This is a genomic window from Chitinophaga agrisoli (assembly GCF_008386695.1).
Lineage (GTDB): Bacteria > Bacteroidota > Bacteroidia > Chitinophagales > Chitinophagaceae > Chitinophaga > Chitinophaga agrisoli.
Window position 1 is genome coordinate 637360 of record NZ_VUOC01000004.1, and the last position, 20120, is coordinate 657479.

At 46.1% G+C, this 20120-nt stretch carries 25 protein-coding genes; 11 read left to right on the top strand and 14 right to left on the bottom strand.

The features are described 5' to 3' along the window. Positions 1-117: 117 nt before the first annotated feature. From F0L74_RS21660 to F0L74_RS21680, 5 genes are all read right to left on the bottom strand, one after another. Positions 118-1731 (bottom strand): hypothetical protein, encoded by a 1614-nt coding sequence (locus F0L74_RS21660; RefSeq protein WP_149840003.1) that lies wholly within the window; start codon positions 1729-1731, stop codon positions 118-120. Continuing rightward, positions 1706-2293, bottom strand: coding sequence for a hypothetical protein (locus F0L74_RS21665; RefSeq protein WP_149840004.1), 588 nt, complete (start codon positions 2291-2293; stop codon positions 1706-1708). Before F0L74_RS21665 ends, F0L74_RS21660 begins: the two co-directional genes overlap by 26 nt. 10 nt (positions 2294-2303) lie before the next feature. Next, on the bottom strand, positions 2304-2954 hold the full coding sequence (locus F0L74_RS21670) for a hypothetical protein (protein ID WP_149840005.1): 651 nt from the start codon (positions 2952-2954) through the stop codon (positions 2304-2306). A 4-nt stretch (positions 2955-2958) separates the two neighbouring features. Further along, on the bottom strand, positions 2959-3351 hold the full coding sequence (locus F0L74_RS21675) for a DUF3887 domain-containing protein (protein WP_149840006.1): 393 nt from the start codon (positions 3349-3351) through the stop codon (positions 2959-2961). A gap of 348 nt (positions 3352-3699) precedes the next feature. Further along, positions 3700-4488 (bottom strand): DMP19 family protein, encoded by a 789-nt coding sequence (locus F0L74_RS21680; RefSeq protein ID WP_188316102.1) that lies wholly within the window; start codon positions 4486-4488, stop codon positions 3700-3702. A 141-nt stretch (positions 4489-4629) separates the two neighbouring features. On the opposite strand from F0L74_RS21680, the gene F0L74_RS21685 reads away from it, so the two are divergent. Both F0L74_RS21685 and F0L74_RS21690 read left to right on the top strand, forming a co-directional pair. Then, positions 4630-4935, top strand: a complete 306-nt coding sequence (locus F0L74_RS21685; protein WP_149840008.1) for a hypothetical protein — start codon at positions 4630-4632, stop codon at positions 4933-4935. A 59-nt stretch (positions 4936-4994) separates the two neighbouring features. After that, the gene (locus F0L74_RS21690; RefSeq protein WP_149840009.1) at positions 4995-6329 is read left to right on the top strand and encodes a hypothetical protein; all 1335 of its coding nucleotides are present in this window, start codon (positions 4995-4997) and stop codon (positions 6327-6329) included. A 16-nt stretch (positions 6330-6345) separates the two neighbouring features. Here F0L74_RS21690 and F0L74_RS21695 read toward each other — a convergent pair whose 3' ends face one another. The 6 genes from F0L74_RS21695 to F0L74_RS21720 form a co-directional block, all read right to left on the bottom strand. After that, positions 6346-7050, bottom strand: coding sequence for an RloB family protein (locus F0L74_RS21695; protein ID WP_149840010.1), 705 nt, complete (start codon positions 7048-7050; stop codon positions 6346-6348). Then, entirely contained in the window at positions 7034-8311 is a 1278-nt protein-coding gene (locus tag F0L74_RS21700; RefSeq protein ID WP_149840011.1) for an AAA family ATPase, read from the bottom strand. The genes F0L74_RS21695 and F0L74_RS21700 overlap by 17 nt, the downstream gene beginning before the upstream one ends. 273 nt (positions 8312-8584) lie before the next feature. Continuing rightward, entirely contained in the window at positions 8585-9328 is a 744-nt protein-coding gene (locus F0L74_RS21705) for a M949_RS01915 family surface polysaccharide biosynthesis protein (RefSeq protein WP_149840012.1), read from the bottom strand. A gap of 91 nt (positions 9329-9419) precedes the next feature. After that, positions 9420-9647 carry a hypothetical protein gene (locus F0L74_RS21710; protein ID WP_149840013.1) on the bottom strand — a complete coding sequence of 76 codons (228 nt, stop codon included), beginning with the start codon at positions 9645-9647 and terminating at the stop codon, positions 9420-9422. A 34-nt stretch (positions 9648-9681) separates the two neighbouring features. Further along, positions 9682-9933: a hypothetical protein gene (locus F0L74_RS21715; RefSeq protein WP_149840014.1), complete on the bottom strand. Its 252-nt coding sequence runs from the start codon at positions 9931-9933 to the stop codon at positions 9682-9684. A gap of 27 nt (positions 9934-9960) precedes the next feature. Then, on the bottom strand, positions 9961-10176 hold the full coding sequence (locus F0L74_RS21720; protein ID WP_149840015.1) for a DUF3072 domain-containing protein: 216 nt from the start codon (positions 10174-10176) through the stop codon (positions 9961-9963). A 115-nt stretch (positions 10177-10291) separates the two neighbouring features. Between F0L74_RS21720 and F0L74_RS21725 the strand changes: the two genes are divergently transcribed. The 5 genes from F0L74_RS21725 (at position 10292) to F0L74_RS21745 (ending at position 14979) form a co-directional block, all read left to right on the top strand. After that, positions 10292-10891: an SMI1/KNR4 family protein gene (locus tag F0L74_RS21725; RefSeq protein WP_149840016.1), complete on the top strand. Its 600-nt coding sequence runs from the start codon at positions 10292-10294 to the stop codon at positions 10889-10891. Between the two features lie 174 nt (positions 10892-11065). Continuing rightward, positions 11066-11317, top strand: coding sequence for a hypothetical protein (locus F0L74_RS21730; RefSeq protein WP_149840017.1), 252 nt, complete (start codon positions 11066-11068; stop codon positions 11315-11317). Positions 11318-11526: 209 nt separating this feature from the next. Continuing rightward, positions 11527-13092 (top strand): hypothetical protein, encoded by a 1566-nt coding sequence (locus F0L74_RS21735; RefSeq protein WP_149840018.1) that lies wholly within the window; start codon positions 11527-11529, stop codon positions 13090-13092. Between the two features lie 129 nt (positions 13093-13221). Next, on the top strand, positions 13222-13887 hold the full coding sequence (locus F0L74_RS21740) for an alpha/beta fold hydrolase (protein ID WP_149840019.1): 666 nt from the start codon (positions 13222-13224) through the stop codon (positions 13885-13887). A 330-nt stretch (positions 13888-14217) separates the two neighbouring features. Then, positions 14218-14979 carry a hypothetical protein gene (locus F0L74_RS21745; RefSeq protein WP_149840020.1) on the top strand — a complete coding sequence of 254 codons (762 nt, stop codon included), beginning with the start codon at positions 14218-14220 and terminating at the stop codon, positions 14977-14979. A 7-nt stretch (positions 14980-14986) separates the two neighbouring features. Here F0L74_RS21745 and F0L74_RS21750 read toward each other — a convergent pair whose 3' ends face one another. Further along, positions 14987-15352, bottom strand: a complete 366-nt coding sequence (locus tag F0L74_RS21750; RefSeq protein WP_149840021.1) for a hypothetical protein — start codon at positions 15350-15352, stop codon at positions 14987-14989. Between the two features lie 143 nt (positions 15353-15495). Between F0L74_RS21750 and F0L74_RS21755 the strand changes: the two genes are divergently transcribed. After that, positions 15496-16890, top strand: a complete 1395-nt coding sequence (locus F0L74_RS21755) for an RES domain-containing protein (RefSeq protein WP_149840022.1) — start codon at positions 15496-15498, stop codon at positions 16888-16890. Positions 16891-16992: 102 nt separating this feature from the next. Here F0L74_RS21755 and F0L74_RS21760 read toward each other — a convergent pair whose 3' ends face one another. Beyond that, positions 16993-17280, bottom strand: coding sequence for an IPT/TIG domain-containing protein (locus tag F0L74_RS21760; protein WP_188316103.1), 288 nt, complete (start codon positions 17278-17280; stop codon positions 16993-16995). 274 nt (positions 17281-17554) lie between these two features. Here F0L74_RS21760 and F0L74_RS21765 point away from each other — a divergent pair, with 274 nt between their 5' ends. Further along, a complete protein-coding gene (locus F0L74_RS21765; protein ID WP_149840024.1) occupies positions 17555-18388 on the top strand; it encodes an ion transporter in 834 nt (277 codons plus the stop codon). On the opposite strand, the gene F0L74_RS21770 is transcribed toward F0L74_RS21765, so the two are convergent. Beyond that, the gene (locus F0L74_RS21770) at positions 18380-18784 is read right to left on the bottom strand and encodes a hypothetical protein (RefSeq protein ID WP_149840025.1); all 405 of its coding nucleotides are present in this window, start codon (positions 18782-18784) and stop codon (positions 18380-18382) included. The two genes, F0L74_RS21765 and F0L74_RS21770, sit on opposite strands and share 9 nt — an antisense overlap. A gap of 275 nt (positions 18785-19059) precedes the next feature. Between F0L74_RS21770 and F0L74_RS21775 the strand changes: the two genes are divergently transcribed. Then, positions 19060-19386 carry an ArsR/SmtB family transcription factor gene (locus tag F0L74_RS21775; protein ID WP_149840026.1) on the top strand — a complete coding sequence of 109 codons (327 nt, stop codon included), beginning with the start codon at positions 19060-19062 and terminating at the stop codon, positions 19384-19386. Next, the gene (locus F0L74_RS21780; protein WP_149840027.1) at positions 19383-19877 is read left to right on the top strand and encodes an SRPBCC family protein; all 495 of its coding nucleotides are present in this window, start codon (positions 19383-19385) and stop codon (positions 19875-19877) included. Before F0L74_RS21775 ends, F0L74_RS21780 begins: the two co-directional genes overlap by 4 nt. Positions 19878-20120 lie beyond the last annotated feature (243 nt).

Sequence of the window (20120 nt, forward strand, 5' to 3'; positions counted from 1 at the left end):
TTATCTTTGGGGTAAGATTCTACATCTTTTTTCTTCGATAAACAGTCATTTTGATTGATAGACAAGGTCAAATTACACCAGTTCATGATATTTACCAAAAAATTCCGGTAAGGAGCACTACTTTCCTCCATAGATCTCCAGATCGACCACATAGGAACTCTTTGTGATATGCCAGAGGCTGATCTGCCCAACTGCAACACCGTTCCTGTTTTCAATATCCCAGTCCCGCCGTTCTTCATCTTCATCCTCCTGTTCGCTGACCTTATACCGCTTGCTGGTCAGGCTAGCGATAATGCGCGCCACAATGGCCTCCGCAGCCGCATTATCCGTGCCATAATAATATTCTGCCTCCAGGCTAAACGTTCCCTTTTTTTTGTTATAGTGAATCTTTGTTTCTGTAGTAGACGGTATCTGGATCTTACTGCGGTAGTAAATATCATCGGCCGGCTCATCATCCAATATTGTTCCCACATTCCCGATATAGTCTGAAAGATAACCCCGCAGCCGGATCAACCCATCGAGAACAACATTGTCATCACCGTTTCCCGCATCGCTATAATGTTGGGCAGCCACTGTCTGCTCACCTTTATCAGACAGGCTGGAGCAGAATAAAAGTGACCCGCCCTCCCCGGGATATACAAACCGCGGCATGAGCTCCCTGCTAGCCATCCATTGCATACTATCTGCGATAGTCCGGGACTCCCCGGCCGGCAGGGTGATGGAATACCCTTTTGTGGCGCGCAGGTCCCAATAAAGGGTATTGGACGGATCGTCCCGCAAAACCGTATAGATCTGGCTATAGAAATTAACTGTTATAGTCCTGGCGCCCTGGTTGTATATTTTGTGATTATAGAACAAAAACGGATGGCTGGATTTAGTATCCCAATCCCACGTCGTATTGATAATGATATCCCGGCAGTTGACCATTGGGTCATGAATGATCTTTTTTGCATGTCGCATGGACCAGGTGACCAGGTTATCACCGGGAAGATAATACAGGATCTTCTTATACGCCTCCTCCGTTGCCCTATATGTTTGGTTATACGCGTTTGTATTTCCCGGAACATCCGGATTATTAATGATCTCTCCATATAACCATATATTTCCATAGGCAATACCATCCCTTAATGCAAGCCGCCGCTGTTCGCTTGTTGGATGGGAATTATTGAAATTGTAATTCTGCCCTAAGTCAAAGATAGCAGTAAGCCCTGCGTACATTTCGTTTTTCAACACATCCAGCTTTTGCTTAACCCGGGGATCGTTTATGTTGCTGATGCGGGCGTCTTCCATCCACTTAAAAAATTCTTTGGCCATCATTTGATAAAGCAGGAAGCCGGCAATGATATCAGCTTGGCACTCCATAAGCAATCCACTGGCAATAGTATGATAAAAACGATACTGGACCTGGTGCCCTAATTCATGCGCCAGTAAGAGCCGGATCAGGGCGGTTTGATGTTGTTTGCCAACCTTGCGGACCATCTCCTGCAGCTGGGGGATATTGAGCACCACCCGGCCTCCCTGCAGGGATGAGGAAGACATGTTTGCCTCGTAGTCAAATTCCAGCCGTGCGGCCGGATCTTTTGCATAGTACTTAAGCGTATCGAAATCATACCGGATCTGATCAGTTAGCTGATGATCCTGCGCCAGCGCCGGTGCACCTGACAACAAGACGAGGAGGCAGGCCGCTGAGGCCAACAAGAGGAGCCTAGGCGCTACTGTTATCTTTTTCATAACAAAATATTGACTGGATAATGGATATAATAAAACAAGCCACTCCAATTACGCATAATACGTACAGACAGAACATAATGTAAAAATGCGTCCGGATCTCGGCTATGGGCCATATAAGCTGCGTATCCCCTTCCCTTGCACTTACAAAAAGCTCGTCATCTACAAAAGGAAGCCCAAGTTTTTTAGCCACTTCTTTTTTTTGTTCGACCGCTTCCGCAAACATGGTTTTACCTGTTGCCAGCACTTTGTTGTTATAGAATTTAACGGACCAATTGTTCCGGGTAACGGCGTATAGGCCAATGAAAACCAGGCAGATAATAAACGATGCGATAGCCACCCGGTACCATAATCTATAGTCTTTATGAGCGGACCGCTTTTTTATAACGATAAATATAATGGCAATGAGGCCGGCAATAATAAACCGGGTAAGCGGCGTTACCGGCGAGGTATCGTTCCGGTTCAATAAGGGCGGCGCGATCAGGAATGTACCTGCTATGGCCATGATCCAGATAGCGGCTTGCGCAAATCCGGCCCATTTGCTTTTTATATAATCCGGGAACATGGAGATGGATTTAAGGGATATTAAACTCTACCAGGCTGTCTTTTTCCGGGCTGATCTCTATTGCCAGCGTTTGCAGGACGTTATAATCGTTTGACCCTGTGATCCACATCTCATAATAACCGGGCACCATTTTATCCGTAGCCGGGCTGGAAAGGCCCAGGAAATTATACCGTGGGCGCTCATAGTTGACCTTATATCCCAATGGAGCATACCGTACCCGCAGGGAGCTGATAACATTTCCATTCCTTTTGGTTACTACTTTTACCGCTATGAGATCAGTGGCCACCGTTGAGCCCAGTTTCCCGGACCGTGTGCCAAACTTAAGGTTGAGATCTTTAGAGAGCATGCCGAGCAATTGTCGTTGTTGCCCCGCATCCTGTTGCTCAATTCCCTGGCAGAGGTCAATGATGTCATCCAGCGTTTTGCCGTACAGGACGGGAAAGTCCTTCGTATAGAGACTAACATTGGTAATAGCGTCCGCAATGGCATGCTGGCAGGCCTTAAGCAGCTCTTCTGTTTCCGGGGAGGGGTTGGTGATCCTGCTGATCCCGTCGCTGATCATTTCCAGTTTATCCGTGATAGCATCCTGGTTTATTCTGCCCTGGCCGGCAGCTATGAAGCGCAACATCAGCAGCAGAACCAGACAATATATACGGAGCATAGTTTCAGGGTTTTATATAAAGTCCGATTACTCTGTCATCCTCAGTAAAGGTGGCCTCCAATGTGGCGTTTTCATTCTTAAACTTACAACGTAGCTTTACCTGGTTAAACCCTTGTACAGTTGCCATGGTAGTGGATAATACCTTTTCAAACGGGCCATTGACATCAATAGTGCTTTTCCATACTTCAGCGATCTTTTCCGCAGGCAGGCCGGCTTTGAGGCTGGAGTGGAAATCCTTTCTTACGTCATCATACTTTTCGCTTACCAGGTTATTAAGGATCTCATTGGTTATCTTTTTCCGGCTTTCTTCATCATTACCGGGATGTAGATTGGATTTGCCTGCATATAGCGTAAACGCCAGTGCAATAATGGACAGTAAAAGGATGAATCTTTTCATATGTATAGCTTTTATTAGAGATGAACAATTTGGATTGGATCAATACGGTATAGGACCGTGCCCTGTAAGCACACAGTTATAAATTTATTATTGGGGCCCCGGCTAATGGCTGATAACAATCTATAATGAATGAGTGAGCACACCTAAGGCAGTTTTTATTGGCAAGGTTTTGAGGTTATTGCTTTAGGTTGAAAATGTTCAACTAATTCCATGCTGTTCTGGGGCTATCGGTATTTTAACATCGAAAATGTACGAATTGTTTTGGTTACTTTCAAAATTTTGTAAATCTGTTACCGGCTTTTGCGAACAGCACCCAGTTTTCCGGGCGGCAGATTGTGATGACAGCTATCAGGAATGCGGCTTTTGGGTAAACTGATCCATATGCGCATCCACATAATCCACGATCTTTTTGAAAAATTGTTTTTTATACGCCTCCTGGTAAAAGTAAGCCTTGATCTTATCCGCTGTTTTCAAGTCCTTATGGGCTGAACGAAAATCCGCCAATTTTTGCTGTGGGTTGCCGGCCGGATCATTCAGGATGCTGGTCTTTTTAGCAAAGCTGTTCTTTGTACGTAAAAACTCATCCAGGCATTTTGCATAGTCCGCGGAGATAACCCCTGCCTGCAGCTCCTTAAAAACCTCCGTTACCGCAAAGGCAAGCTCGGGGTAATTAAAAAAGAACTGATAAACGCCACCGTTATCCGTTTCGTTGTTGAATATCACTACAGTATATAACAATTTCTGTCCTTTCGTGAGGCTGTCCAGGTATTGCTGGCGGCTGGCCACTTTCCCTTCCGCCAATACCGGCAGCGTATCCAGCAGGCCACTTACATAGACCCAAAACTTGTTACTATACTGATCAAAATGCTCCCAGGAATATTTCGTATTCACTTGCTGCAGCCATTGGCTGTTATAAGCCGGCGCAAAAATAACTGTATCCTGGTTGCCCGCATAAATACTAAAAAAACGGGATGGAGCGGCCGGTTCCGGAGAGAGCGCAGCTTCCGCAAGCATTTGTTGTGCGGCCACCGCCGGTGCTGCTCTTTTCCCAATCAAACTGATAACGGACAAATAGATAAAAATAGATACTGCGGTTATGACGGCAAGGGATAGGATGATGATCCTGGCTAATTTCATAGGATGTATTTGCTCAAATATAAACATTCAGATATAACAACCGGACCAAATGCAAAATATTGCCGCGGGGTGCAGGCAGCTGCCGGCGATCAAAATTAATTTAATACCTTACAGTAGCTATTACGCCAATCCCTCAAAAATATGCCACACAAAAAAAGGAATGCTGACCCGGCGCCTGCTTCTTCCGCTGCCGCGTACCATCATCGCTCTTCAGGACTATCCCAGCCCGCCGTTGCGGCGCTTCAGCTGACTGCGGCAGGAAATCAGCCCGGCAATGAAGACCAGCATGCCCGGAACATATTGCCCTTCCAGTTAAAATTCAATAACACCGGCCAGCCGGATAACCTGGCGGCCAGCCGGCGCCGTTCCCCGAAGCCTGGCCTATTGTTCAACAGAAAAACGACCGGGCTAATGCCGCCAGGCAGCTGCAACCGGCAGCCCAGGTAGAAACGGCCGCTGACCGGGGCCATTTTATACAGTTTAAAAAGCCTAAGCCCGTTAAGGAGATGCTGTACGACCGGATCCTCAAGCACCCAGGGGCAAAAGCGGAGATCCAGGGGCTGCTGACCGCTGCCCGTAAACCGCTTCCTTCTGATGAGCAAAAGGACCAATCCGTATTTGCCGATGCGGCCCAAGGCGGCTACTCCGTGCTGGACAAAGTTATTGGCGCCTATGCCCCATATGTGCCCCGCACTAAAACACTGATCAAAGCCTGGCTGGACAAAGCCGCTACTTACGGTAAGAAAAGCAACGGGGTGAAGTATTTCCTGAAAAAGTTCCGGGAGGCAGCCACCAGCGAAGCCGACGAGGTAGCAGCCTTATTGCAATGGTATTTTAAACAAGCCCGCGACAAAGGCGAAGCCGCCGCTTTAGCAGGCGCCTTCATGCGCCTGAAAGGGCATCAGCAGGATGGCAGCTTTGACGACTCTGCCATTGATGCTTCTTTCTTAGACGCCGGCAGCACGGATACCGTTAAAGGCGAGATCAGCGGCCCGCAGGGCATTTACAAGGACGGCGATACCTTTGACGTGGAGAACAAACGCGCCAACGCCATGCTGGAGCGGACCAAGGGCATGACGCCTATACAGCGGTATTATACCATTGCCCGGTACATCATAGAAAACCATGCAGACGGCGCTGACTATAAACACCGCACCGCACTAATCCTGGAAGATTATCTACGCACTAACCTGCTAGCCTATATCTACCAGGTACCGCCGCCCACGCCGGGCCGGCTGGATGGCATACGGCTGACCAATGATGTGAAGTATGCCAACGATAATAGCGTTGTGCCTACCACCGCCGGTATCTATACGAATGTACAACAGGCCTGGAACCAGATAAGCCGGGCTGTTTCACCGGCCATACTCGAAACCGCCGGGCAATGCGGCGTACGGGTAAGGCGCCGGCAAAGCATCCGGGATTATTTGTTTATGCGGGCTTTTGCCAGCAACCGGCAGATCTCTGTTGGCGAGAATGGCACCATTGGGCAGATACTGCATGAATACGGGCATCATATCGAAGATTATGGTAAAACCAGCCGCTGGCTGAAGCTGCAGCAACTGCTGCATGAGCGGAGTAAAGGGCTGGATCTGAGATCTATATTCCCGGTATCTATTCCCGGGGTGATAGGGACAGAGGAACTGCAGTATGCCGCTACCATGCCCGCTGCAACGTATGCCGGCGGATATTTTGGGTATAGCGCTAAGTATTATGACTGGGGAAGCACGGAGCTGGTTTCTACGGTATTGGAGGTATGGAACAGGCCGGATAGGATTGTGAACATTGCGCTGGCGGATCCGGATCTGTTTATGGCGGTACTGGGGGTGCTGAGGGGGTAGGGAGAGTGGTCAACCACTATTTCCCATACCTTGTCGCTTCGTTCCTGATATAGGCTATCAATCTATCCACTAAAATATACACCCTGGTATAGGGACAAGATCTGGAAGGCAGCCTGCCCTTATGCAACTGCTCAAGTTCATATGCCCAAGATAAAGCCCGGTCCACATTCCCTTCTGTATGTATACGCTTTATAAGAGCGACACTGTTCTTTTGGTATTCTACACCCAGATAATCTGATAGCTTCGCGATATAATCACTTCGGTGGAGAGCGCTTTGTAAAAACTCAAAATGCAGTATATACCATAATTCAAAAGACTGGTTAGAATGGGCGCTCTCTATTTCTTCCCGTTGGGCAAGCGCTATGGCTTCATGAAAGTTTTTATCCGGGAAATCATCTTTATCGTACACCGCCCACACTTCATCAAATTTTGGCAGTTCGGGATTTTTCAACCTTTCGTTACGCATTGCTATAGCCTTTCTCACCACATTAACAGTATTGTCACCAGCTCCCTTTACTGAAACAGTCTCAATAAGATGCCGTGGCAACATGCCAGCTAAATATTTAAAATAATTTGGTTCTGTTCTTATTCCCTCGCTTACAATCAGAAAATACTTGCGTTCTTCCCTTTCATCGACCTTGGGCATTGTTCCCTTACTGGCGGTTAACTCTCTTAACATATCAGCAAAAGAAGGCTCCTTTTGCTTATTTCTTTTCCCCATCCTTCAGTAGGCTTTCAAAGTTTTCAATAAATGGTATGCCACCGTATTTGCCCTCAAGGTAGTTCTTATCGAATGGGGTTTCCTTCCGGACTTTATATTCAACGAGATTTACTATTTTGGTGGCAGCAAATCTGTCTTTTTCCACTATATAGATTTGATCACGCCTCAATAAATCTCTATCCATAATGGCTGTATCATGGGCCACAGCAAAAAGCTGCGCCTCAGTTTTTATATCGTTTGCGTTAAATACCCGGATTATTGCTTTAGTAAGTAAGGTATGCAGTCTTGCATCCAGCTCATCTATTACCACAACCCGGCCATTCTTCACTGCATACAGTATGACTCCTATGATATTATAAAACTTTTGGGTACCTTCTGACTCGTGAACCGCCATATCGAATGCGATTTCATCTATTACATTTCCTAGTTCATCATAGGCGTAGTGTTTTGTGAGGACGGGACTAGCATCCTGATCAATTACACGGCCTACTGACTCCTTTAAATTATCCGGGGTATTCATTAAAATCCTTTTCTTATCCTCTTCGGTGATTTCTATCACTTCGATGGAATTGATGCCGAGATCAGCTTTTTGCATCATCTGATTGATCAGGACTTTGTATTCAGGGTCTTTTATCAGTTCGTTAGTATGTTCTTTGTACTCGTCATCCATTAATCCATGGATAGTATAGATGTCATAAAACCAACTATATATGTTCTTTGCCAGTGGAACAGCCCATTGATCCGCCACAGACAAGAAAAGTGCATTTTCGTTGCACTTTGTTTCCAGGTGCTCAGCATTCAGAAATTTTTTATACTCAACCTGAAACCTCTGCCCGATCCTGAGAAATATTGACGTTTGCGTAGTTGCCTTCACTTCCAGCAGCCATTCTTTTCTAATCGATTTTTCATCCGCCTCAAATCCGTACCTATATCGTTTATTCTTTAAAATGAATTCCGTTTCAAAATATGACGGTTGCTCTCTTGTATCTGCATTAAGGTCAAACGGTATTACGGGAACGCGCCTGGTACTGTTGTAGCCAGCAGAATCTAAAATCAAAGCCCTATATATCACAAAGGCATCTAAAATCTTGGACTTACCACTTGCATTAGCGCCATAAAGCAATACCGTCTTTAATAGCTTGGTTTTCCCCTTCTCAAAAACATTCGTATCCTGATGTTCATTGATAGCAGTAGCAGCAAAATTTATAACTATCGGATCTTTAATAGATTTATAATTTCCGACCTTAAAATACACTAGCATTTGTGCGGATTTCCTACAAATTAATGCAATTATTTATTATAATCTCCAAAAAAACCGCCCAGTTTGCATAAAATCCGCATAAATAACAAATTTCAATAACAGGCAACCATCTCCAGCTTTCCAGCGAATGCATAAAAAAGCCGCTCCAACAGGAACGGCCTCCATCAAAAAATACTTGAATTCAAAAACTACCGGTTTCGCTTCCGGACCACAATTTATTGTATGAGATTTAAAGATATACCATCTACTAAGAGGGTAAAATCCACGATCTGGTTACTGCGCTTCATCAAACGCCGTCTTCTTATTCCGCATAGCCGTCTGCCACCCATTTGGGAAAATAGCATGCTGGTTTTTCACCATCTGCTCCATCTTTTGCCGTACCGCTGCCTGTATCGACGCCGGCAGGTTGTAAAACGCGGCATCTACCTGGGTAGATCTTTCGTCGTCCAATACCCCGTTCTGGTGCCGGATAGCCACTTTCTGTCCTCTATAGTAGATCAGGATCTTAGCGCGCCCGTCGTCATAACCATTTGAGCCGCGGGTGCCATATATAATGATAGGATCTACCAGGCCATCATGATCATAATCCAGGAACTCCACATACTTGGTCCAAAACCAGATAGAGCTTTCCTCATTCACCTCCGGGGTGAAATTGTCATTTAACTCCCAGGTCTTAGTGAATTTCCCGTCTACCATCTTCAGGTTCACGGCTTTTATCCGCTGGTTGATGGTATCGTGTTCCGTAACGGTGTTGCGGCTTTCGGTGAGCACACAATAGTACTGCCCGGACTGATCCGCATATTGATACACCCTGTAAATGGGATATGACATTTTAAATTCCTGCCTAACATTGTCCGTGATCAGCGCAGCCGCTTTAGCGGAACTGAGTATGACAGGCGCCGGAAAGGACGTTTGAGCAATGGCGTGGTGAACGTTGATAACCAGGAGCGAAAGAAATAGTGTATAAAAGCCTTTCAGGCATTTGGGATGTAGATGGGTAACGAAAAATGTTCTCATAAAAAAGGGCAAAGTTTGCGAAAGATAAAGGGATTATTATTTGGAAGCAAATTTCGAAAAATTGCTGCCTAATAAAACCGCCTTCTTCATTTCACAAACACGCTTTACAAATATGCCGGCTTATTTCCTCTATAAGCCCGCTGTCTATGATATTTTCCTCGTACACTGCGTGCAGGCAGTCGTCTTCCGTGGAGAGGAACAAAATATCATGCCCGGCCACATGGGCCATTATCCGGCAGTCGCCGGTTTCGTGGCTTAACGTTACCGTAACATCGTAGTTAATTCCCTTATACGGAATGGTGACCTGGTGGGTATCCATGTTTTTATAGTTATGAAGTTGAGCTTTAGGTGTTTCAAGTCGCCGTACCCTTCAGTTCCCAATGATCCTTGATCAACTGCCCCTCCCGGTCATATTTAAGCGTGCGGGCATACCGCTCGCCTTTTATATTCCCATCCGGGCCTCGTTTGCCGATAAAGAGCAAGATCGCATGGCCGTTTCCGTCCGTTTTAAAGGAAAGATCATTGCCTTTATATTCCATGTCCACCATGGTGGAGGGTGGGTAAGACTGTCCCAGCTTTTTTATCAGGTGCTCACGCAATTTCATACACTATACTTTTGAGCTGTTTTACAATTATTTACCTCTCCCCGTCTTTTCTTGCAGCTCTTCGATCTTTTTGGACGCCTGCGCCTTGGTCATGTTTTCATCGATCTCTTCCTTTGCTTCTGTTGCCAGGGTATGCAGATAAGAGCGCTGGGCGGCTGTCATGGGCTCGTCTCCTGTAGTCCATTGGTCCGGGTCTTTAGCGGCGTTTCCCTGCGGGTTCTGTATGTCGTCTTTATTTGCCATATACTAACAATTTTAGTAAATAGGGCCACCAAAACTGTGCCATGCCAGATGTGTTGCAAATTGCCCTACCTTTGCTGCTCACAAAAAATCCCTTTCCGCATAACCCGGCAATCCTATGAAGGTAAAATTACCCGTGCCAACTGACACCCCCGAATTCTTCGAAGCATTTAAAAAACGCAGCAATAGCTACTGGGGATATGTTCCTCCCGACGGACCCTACGGTTACGAATTTAAAAAAGGCACGAAATGGCGGCCTGGTCTTACAGACGCTGCGCTAAAGGAATTTGAGCACGCCATGGGTTTCGCTTTTCCCACCCCGCTCCGCAATTTCTACAAAACAATGAATGGATTGGACACACGGGGTACCTGGGAAGACGAAGAAGGGAAAGTGCATTACCATGGAGGATTTTATTCATTTCCGGATGATCTCCAAATAATCAGGGAAACCATACAATGGATCTATGACGCCAACGGCGTAACGGAGGAAAAATTAGTGGCAGATGGCATTTCAAGGATCTTCCCTATATATGCGCACAGGTTCTTATTGATTGATGAGCCGTTGCACCCGGTATTGTCCATGTACGGGAATGATGTTATATATTGGGCGGACAGCCTGAGTAAGACCATTTTATATGCAACCTTAGGAGTGGGTGAAAGTAAAGGATTCAGGAGTAACTACGATACCCAGGTAAAATTCTGGGTAGAGAATAAATAAACTATGCAGCTTTTGACAGCATTTATAGTAGCAAGTATCCTAACCTGCTTTGGGATACCACAAAACGTACACCCACAACAGCCACCATGCCCCACGGAATATGATTCCCTGCTGAAAAAGCGTGTATATATTTTTGTTGATAAGCCGCCAATGTATCCCGGAGAGGATGGTGAAATGGCACATTTCATACTGGCTAATTTCGTTTATCCGGAGCAAGATGTTTTCCAGGCCTCCTTTCAGCTCCAGTTTGTGATTGATGTTACCGGAAAGCTGATCGCGCCGGGCATACAGAATAAACAGCCGGCTCGTTACACCAATGCGGAAAAAGAGTTGCTCCGGGTGTTGTCCATAATGCCTAAATGGCGACCGGGAGAATGCAGGGGTAAAAAAGTGCCGGTAAAAGTAATGTTACCATTGCGGTTCTGATCTTCCAGGATGCAAATCCACTGGTGTTTTTGTATCTTGTCGCCCTATATCATTGCTTAAACGGGGGATAAACCGGTTCCTATGCCTATGAGACGCCTATGCCTGCTCATGATGTCATGTATTATCATCCATTCAAGTTCCTGGTAATTATATGCAACGCTGCATTGGACTACACTGATATGGGTAAGTCTTAATTAAACTACTATACTATGAAGAACAAAAGGGTGCTGGGGGCGTTATGTATGCTCAGTTTCTCTATTACCAGCTACGCACAGCAGTACAAAAGGCAGGAAACCGCCACCGATCTTGCGACGACAAACCACCATATTTTCATGAATGACAGCCATCAATATCTTGTTGTCAGTTTTCCCTATGATGAGGAAGATGGCAGGGAGGTATCAGTGGCAGCATACGATGGCAAGATGAAGCAGGTGTATATGAACAAGCTGGATCAGTTTTCCAGGCAGGAATATCTTACGGGCACTTATAATTCCGGGGGGCTTTTTTTATTTGGTAAAACCTCCGCCGGTCAGGTAATGTGCACCCGGGTAGATGACAAAACAGGAACCGCGGCCGGCGCGCCTGTCACGCTTTACACGGCCAAGGAAGGCAAATTTGAATATGGGATCAATACCGGCAAATCCGCCGATAGCTCACACTATTTTAACGTGCATGCCTATCGTGAAAAGGGCCAGGAAGGCTGGACTGTAGAGGGCGTCGTAATGGACCGGCAGATGAAAGTGCTGTCGCCCTTCCGGTATGCCACCCCTGAAACCGACGACGAGGTGAAAACATGTTATTACCAAATGGCCAATGATGGTACGATGATCATTGTGTTTAAAATGGAGCAAAAGACACAAAAAGATAATTATACTCCTTACAAATACACCGTTGTACAGATAAACAGCAAAGGCAAGTCAACCACTTCAACGCTGAATGGCTTGCCGGTGGGCGCATTTAGCTGTACCAGCTGGAAGCTGGACGGCAGCACGCTCCGCTACACGGGGCTTATGGCAAAAACAAAAAAAGCCGGGTGTACCCATTTTATCACAGGCACGTATGACCTGCAGGCAAAAAAGACGATCACCACGACGGAAACGGAGCTTAAACAGCTGGTAACACCCGCCCAGACATCCAGGTATACAAAGGACATAGCGGAAGACGGGCTGCCATCGGACGCATTCCTGGCAGACAATATCAGCTTTAGCGATGGCTCCCGTGCCATGGTCTTCCAGACCTACAGCAGCTATACTTACCAGAGCTATTATGCCAACGTACATGGCGGCAACAGCTTTAAACCATCCTACAGTGTGAATATGAAAACGAGGGGTAATCTTTATGTGCTGCGGCTGAATGCGGATTACGAGCCGCAGTGGATAAAAGCCGTAGCCATGGACCAGGAGGAGCCGGACCTTGACCTGCACCTTGGCGCCACTTGTGTGCCGGACAGCAAAAATGGCCTCCAGGTATTCTTTTACGATGTTGAGAAAAACGCCAGCGCAGAGCCGGAAAAACGAGTGGCAAAAGTAGGCGCGTCAGATATTAAACATGATAAGCTGGCGGCAGTATCCATTAGTGCGGAAGGAAAAATGAAAAAGTCTTTCCTGTATGATATTGATGAGAGCGATTATCATTTGTCGCCGGAACGGGCATTTTCATTGGTGGATAATCAGCTCGTGTATATAGCGATCCGGCATAAAGGCTTGTCATTCACCGCCCGGAAACTGTTTACCCATGCACAGTACCATCTGGGTACAATAAGCGTGCAGCCATAACAGCAGACAGACGGGATATTATTTATAAAAGCGGCTGTAATGTGATATTACAGCCGCTTTTTTGCTAAGTTGCCGTAGTTAACCTGCCCGGTTTTATGTATATTGTCTTACCCATTTAAAACAATAACCATGCAACAGCGCCTCTCCCTCTTACTCCTGCAGCTTTTTGTATTTACCGCTTTATATGGACAGGATATCAACTACGGAAACAATCCTGCCGCAGGAAAATATGTACCTGTGAACGGTATTCAAATGTACTGCGAGGTGTACGGAGCAGGCAGGCCATTGGTGCTGATGCATGGGAACGGCGGCTCCATACGCACTCAAAAGAACCGCATTATCTTCTTTCAGCAGTATTTTAAGGTAATAGCTATAGACAGCCGCTCGCAGGGGAAAAGCCTTGATCCCGCAGGGAAAAGCCTCACCTATGAGCAAATGGCCAATGATATCAAAGTGCTGCTGGACAGTTTACAGGTAGACAGCGCCTATGTGTGGGGGCAGAGTGATGGCGGCATCCTGGGGCTTATCCTGGCATCCGAATACCCGGTAAAGGTGGCGAAACTGGCGACTTTTGGCGCCAATATCTTTCCCGGCAAAAAGGCTGTTTACCCGGAGATCGTAAATATGATCAAAGACACGCTGAAAACGACCACGGACTTTCAGACACGGAAGCTGAATGAGCTGATGGACCGTCAGCCCCATATAACGACCGCGGCCCTGAGAAGGATCGCGGCGCCCACGCTGATCATGGCAGGCAACCGGGATGCCCGGCGCCACGCATTTTGGGGCCTATGAAAAACCGGATCTGTTTAATATGGTATTGCTTGATTTTTTCCAGCAGCCTTTTACGAACAGGTCAAGTGTGGATATATTTACAGGGAAACACTGACGGCGCCTTACTGATATAAGTATACATCACCAATAATATTACCCCAAAGCTTAAAGTGTAATAAAATCTAATCAGAAAAGATAACAAACTTTTTGGCCCGTTAACCAAACAGAATACGCATTTCACCAACTGAAAGATAAACCCAAATTGCTTTTCATTAATGTTGTGTCACTCAACATTGAGTGCGTTCTATAACTCCCTACACCCCTATTTTCCATCTTCAAAAATTCAACGTAATGAAAACAAACATCTACTTATCGCTTCTGATGATTGCCCTTTTATTTACCGCCTGCAGCAAAAATGATCACCCTAATGCCCCTATTACCTGCCAGGTAGAAAAGGTAACGTATGCCAATTTTGGCCTGCCGGATTCCGCCGTGTTCACCTATAATAAGAAAGGGAACCCCGTGAGCATAAAAAGGGGCCAGAATACCACCGGCTACCCCGATCTGTTATTCCGGTATGACAAACACGACCGCTTAACGGAGTTCATAGGTATTTATGCCGACGGCGATATTTATGAGTTCCGGCATAAATATGCGTTTGACTATAAAGACAGGATCGTGAGCGATACCCAGTATGTATTTGGTTCACTGAGCGGCCAGCCGGACGCGCACCCGGCTACCCTTGCCAATATAGCCACCTATCAGTATGATGCCCGGAACAGGATCATCCGGATGGACCTTATGTGGACTGCTTCTCCGGGCTCCGTTTCCACCTACAATTATATCTACAACCAGCAGGGTAATATTGAAAAGATCACGGACGCCAGCGGGCAGGTAATTTTTACGCCCACTTATGATGATAAGATCAACATGAACAACCTGCATCCTATATGGCAGTTCCTGGCACGGGATTACAGCCGTAATAATCCTTTTACGGCAGAAAACTATGACCCCGAGGGCCTGCCTACCAAAATAGACTTCACGTCCAAGGGTAACACGTTCTTTGCGGGCATCTATTTTACTTATATGTCCCTGGAGTATAAATGCCAGTGACCGGGGTTTAGCCCCTGACTGTATTTTCCAGCCCGAATTTGAAAGCGCCAGCTGTGCCTGTTATCACGATGTCTGCGCTGATGATACCGGAAAGATCGATTTCCGCAGGCGCCTGTGGCAGGCTGTTGACGCTTATCTCCAGGCCTTCTTCTGCCTGTGGCAGCACGCCTATCCAGATAACCGGGCGGATACCAAGCGCGCCCTGTTGTTCCGGCAGCACAAAGGGATAGCCATCCCCCTGGCCCAGCGGACCTATCCCCAGCCAGGCGATCGGAAGCTTATCTGGCACGGCTGCATCGCGTTTGAAAATAATGATCCGGGAATTGTGCAGATCATTGGATTGATTAACGAGCGTCAATTGAATATCCGGCATAACATAGGATTTTAGAGGACCAAAGATAGCCGGTTGCGGAGGATTTATAGCACAGATGGCGGCAAAGGCGGCTTAAGCAGCACGAGCGGTAGCTTTTGCGGGATGAAATTTATCCCTATCTTTCGCCCTACCTAACTATTCCTATGCATTGCTACGATTTTATAACAGACGAATATCAATACCAGCTCAAGGCGCACGCAGCGGCTACCACCCGCTCCGGACGGTTTGAGGACGTGCTCAGGAACTATAAGAACCTTTTTCTGGCTGGCATCGGCCAGCTTAACACCACGGCGCCCTCCGCGTTTATGTCCCTCCGGCTCCAGGAAACCCCTGGTATGAGCGAATGGTTTGATAGCCTTCTGGGGCTGATCAGAACCGATATGGCGAACATCACCAAAATATTTGACGAAGTGATAGACGCCCATCAGCTGTGCCTGCGGAGCAAACATTACCTGGCAGTATTGAAAATGCAGGATCTGCTGGAATGTTTTGACCTGCTGCAGCCGGCCGGTCCATTAAAAATAGCCGCATTTTACCGCGGCCGGGCCATTAGCTTCACCAAAGGCCAGTACTGGAAAGTGGCCGAGGGTGTGGATTGCCGAACCGTGCCGCCCTATTATCACCTGCCGTTTAATATGAGGAATTTATGCGGTCATCACCGGTTCAGTATCTCCGGCGTACCTATGTTATACCTGGGCAACAGTATTATGACGGTGTATTATGAGCTGGGGAACCGGAACCTGGATGCAAAGAACATAGGTATATCCCAATATGGCCAGCTGATAAATGACGACGGAGGGCCTGATAAACAACGCTATTTTGATATTACCAATGACCTGTTTGACCGCATCAACAATATTTTTAGCGGGGTGCTGATCAACGGCGATAAGGCGGTACCGGCGTTTGACGAAGCGGGTAGCCATGCGTTGGTTAAATTATTCCGCCGTTTTATATTGTCCCAGTTATGTACTTTTCCCAGGGCCTCCGACGGCCCTTTTGCAGAAGAATACCTGATCCCGCAAATACTTACGGAGGCGGTGAAGATGCTTCAATTTGACGGCATCCTCTTCCCTTCCACTGAATTTAACCGGGCCGGCGAGATAGTGATCCATTCAGAGATACAGGATCACAGCTTTAAAAATAACCTGGCCGTATTTACGGAGTATGACGGCGTACAGAATTTTGACCGGAAAATTGGCCGGCAGTTTTACCTGCAGGTGGAGAATTTTGAGCAGATAAACGGGATGGACCATGGGGAGGCGCTGGATAACGTGATAACGCTGCTGCAACAGGCCAACCAGATGCTGGCCGTGCGGGTGGCGGGGGAGCTCTCCTACCGGACCGCTATGTTAATTGAAAACATCCGGCGTAAGCTGGAACTGTATGCCGGTTTGTATATCAATGGGCAAAGCTACCTGGATACCTTTGCGGGCAGGATGGAGATCCTGTATATGGAACCTTATATCATGGCCTCCATTGGGAAAGCGCTGCAGCAGATACCGGTGGATAATGATAAAATGAGTATGGTGGAAAGATAAACGGCTGCACCTTTGTAAGGCACAGCCGCTTTTACCTGATCTGATCATTTTCTTTACTGCACAATGATGGTGCTGGTATGTGCTACCACGCCATTGCTCCATTTAATATGGCGACGATGTGAGCCCGGAATTAGGGTTCACGCCCAGGTAGGTAAAGCCGCCAATACTGTAAAAAGCCCCTGGCCCCTGCACCTGGATCATAAAGGTGTTAACGCCATCAGGCGGAACCTCCGCCCGTATCATGGCATCGGACACAATACGGAACCCCGCGGCCCGCCGCGCAATGGTCACTATCATTACGTTCGATAAACCGCTGCCCACAAGGGTGATGCTGTCACCAACATACCCCTGGCCGGGAAAAAAAGTCGTGATCACCGCTTCTCTAAACATGACGCCGGCGTTATCGGCATGATGATCCGGACCGGAACTAACGCTTGCATCTGTGTGTGATGGGACGAAAAAAAGGGTGGACAATAAGGCAATACAAAGCGTGGCTTTTTTGATTGCCTGTGGATAGAAACATGGCATACAAGAATCGGTTAAAATGGTTATAGGCTAAAATTAATAATTTTATTCATATTTAACCAGGATGGTTTTGATAAATGCAGCTGTAATAAACGCATAGTGCGTAGCAGGCCGTCTGTTTTTTTCAGTATATTCAGGTATGAGACAAACATCCCCTCATACTGATGAGCTGCGGCCATGGCAGACAAGGCTGCATGAAATCATTTACGAATCTCATACCGCCGCGGGGAAAGCATTCGATATCATCCTGCTGATCTTCATTATTGTTAGTATTACAGTAGTGATGCTGGATAGTGTAGCGGCGTTGCATATCCGTTATGGCAGGCTTTTCTTTGTACTGGAATGGTTTTTCACCTTGTCTTTTACAGTGGAATACGTGTTAAGGCTGATCTGTATCCGCCAGCCCTGGAAATATATATTCAGCGCGTTGGGGGTAATAGACTTGCTGGCAATCATTCCCAGCTACCTGAGTTTTGTTTATGTTGGGTCGCAATCGCTGCTGGTATTCCGTGCGCTTCGTTTGTTAAGGGTATTCCGGATCTTCCGGCTGGTTCATTTCCTGTCCGAGATGCAGTTTCTGCATGTAGCCATTCTGAATAGTATCCGGAAGATCAGCATCTTTATCCTGTTTGTGCTCAGCACTGTTGTTATCCTGGGCTCCATCATTTACCTGGTGGAGGGGCCCGCCAACGGGTTTACCAGTATTCCGCAGTCTGTTTACTGGGCCATCGTTACCATTACAACCGTGGGGTATGGCGATATAGCGCCTGCAACGCCGTTAGGTAAGCTGATCGCCAGTTTTATTATGTTACTGGGGTACGGGATCCTGGCGGTGCCTACGGGTATTGTTACGACGGAAATGGCGCTGGCGGCCAAAGCGCGGAGACAGGCAAATGAGGCGTGCCCGGGTTGCGGGCGGGAGGGGCATGATCATGATGCGCGGTTTTGTAAGTATTGTGGGGCGTTACTGTAAGAAGTTAAATACAAACTTCCTCTTCTCTTCATCTAACTCTATTTTTACAGGCGGCACATTAAGTCCATAATATTGCGCTAACCAACCTCTCATAGCACAATATATTCCCTCTTCTTGAAAGTGAGCAGCATTAGTATCCAGGGATTGAATATAAAAGCATACCTGAGAACCACCTATTTTCTCATATATCTCATTGGACACATCCCTTATTGCCTGAACTACATACTTATCAATATCCTCCTCTGACAAAAAAGGTATTGGATGGTTCACTCTTAGATAAATTCTCTCCAAAACCGATAAATCGCTATCTAAAATCTGTGGCGACCTGAGCTCTTCCACATCTATGAACATAGCGATACCAATCCCCTTTTTCAAAACAGCAAATTTGAATATCATGATTTATAATTTAGCGCTCACAGCGCTGTGCAACATTATAGTTGCCAAAGTATTTGTCCATAATATACTCTAACATACATATATAATACATCTTTTTTTTCCCTCCTTGCACAGTTTCTGATTAAGTATGACCTAACCCGGTAGTTTTAGTGTTCAAGTAATTAGTCAGCTTCCTCTTTATAAGAAAAGCCAGTGTATATAAGATTTTAAAAAAAGTTGAAAAAAAATTGCGCAATCAAATGGTTGTACATATATTTGCAACCAAATGGTTGTATATGATAGAACGACGAGACGTTTTTCAAGCAATAGCGGACCCCACGAGAAGAGCCATTGTCGTCCTGATTGCATTACAGGCAATGACGCCCAATGCTATTGCCGACAATTTCAAAACCACACGACAAGCTATATCAAAACATTTGCGGGTACTGACCGAATGTGAACTTGTAAAACAAGAGCAAAAAGGCAGAGAAATTTACTACTCTCTTGAAATTGAAAAAATGAAAGAAATAGATCAGTGGTTAGAACAATTTAAAAAGATCTGGGAAAGCCGGTTTAATCAATTAGATAACTTATTAACAACAATTAAAAAAGAAAAAAAATGAGCAACTTACTATTTGACTTTATAGTTGACAAATCAACTAATTCCGTATTCGTAAACAAAGAATTTAACGCAGAACAATCTTTAGTTTGGGACGCATTTACAAAACAGGAACTGCTTGACCAGTGGTGGGCTCCAAAACCCTGGATGTCAAGAACAAAGTCAATGGATTTCAAAGTTGGCGGAGAAAGATTGTATGCTATGGTAAGCCCCGAAGGACAAGAGCATTGGGCCATGCACAGATATACTTCCATTAGCCCCGAAACCAATTTCAAAATGCTCAATGCATTTGCAGATAAAGATGGAAATCCCCAATTGCCGGGCTCTGATTGGGATTTTAATTTCAGTGAACAAAGCGGTATAACAAAAGTTAGCATTGTTATTTACAATGATTCTCTTGAACGCATGGAGAAAATGCTTGAAATGGGCTTCCAGGAAGGATTTACTATGACGTTGAATGAGCTGGAAGAATTATTGAAGCAGGTGAAAAATTGAAATTTTTACAAAAGTGTTAGCTTGAAAAGCCTTATCTGAAGAGCATTTTTCAACAAGCTAATAGTAGGTATATCAGATTAGGTTAGTTCTTCCCGGCCGGGATTATTATTATCTTCCATTTTAAGTAGTTTTCTGGTTAAGCGCGCCTTGTTCCAGATAGTTTCACCTGTGGATCGATCTGCTTTTCATTTTTTAACTGAAAAAATTCATTTTATCCTATACGGATTTAATAGATGGAAGGTA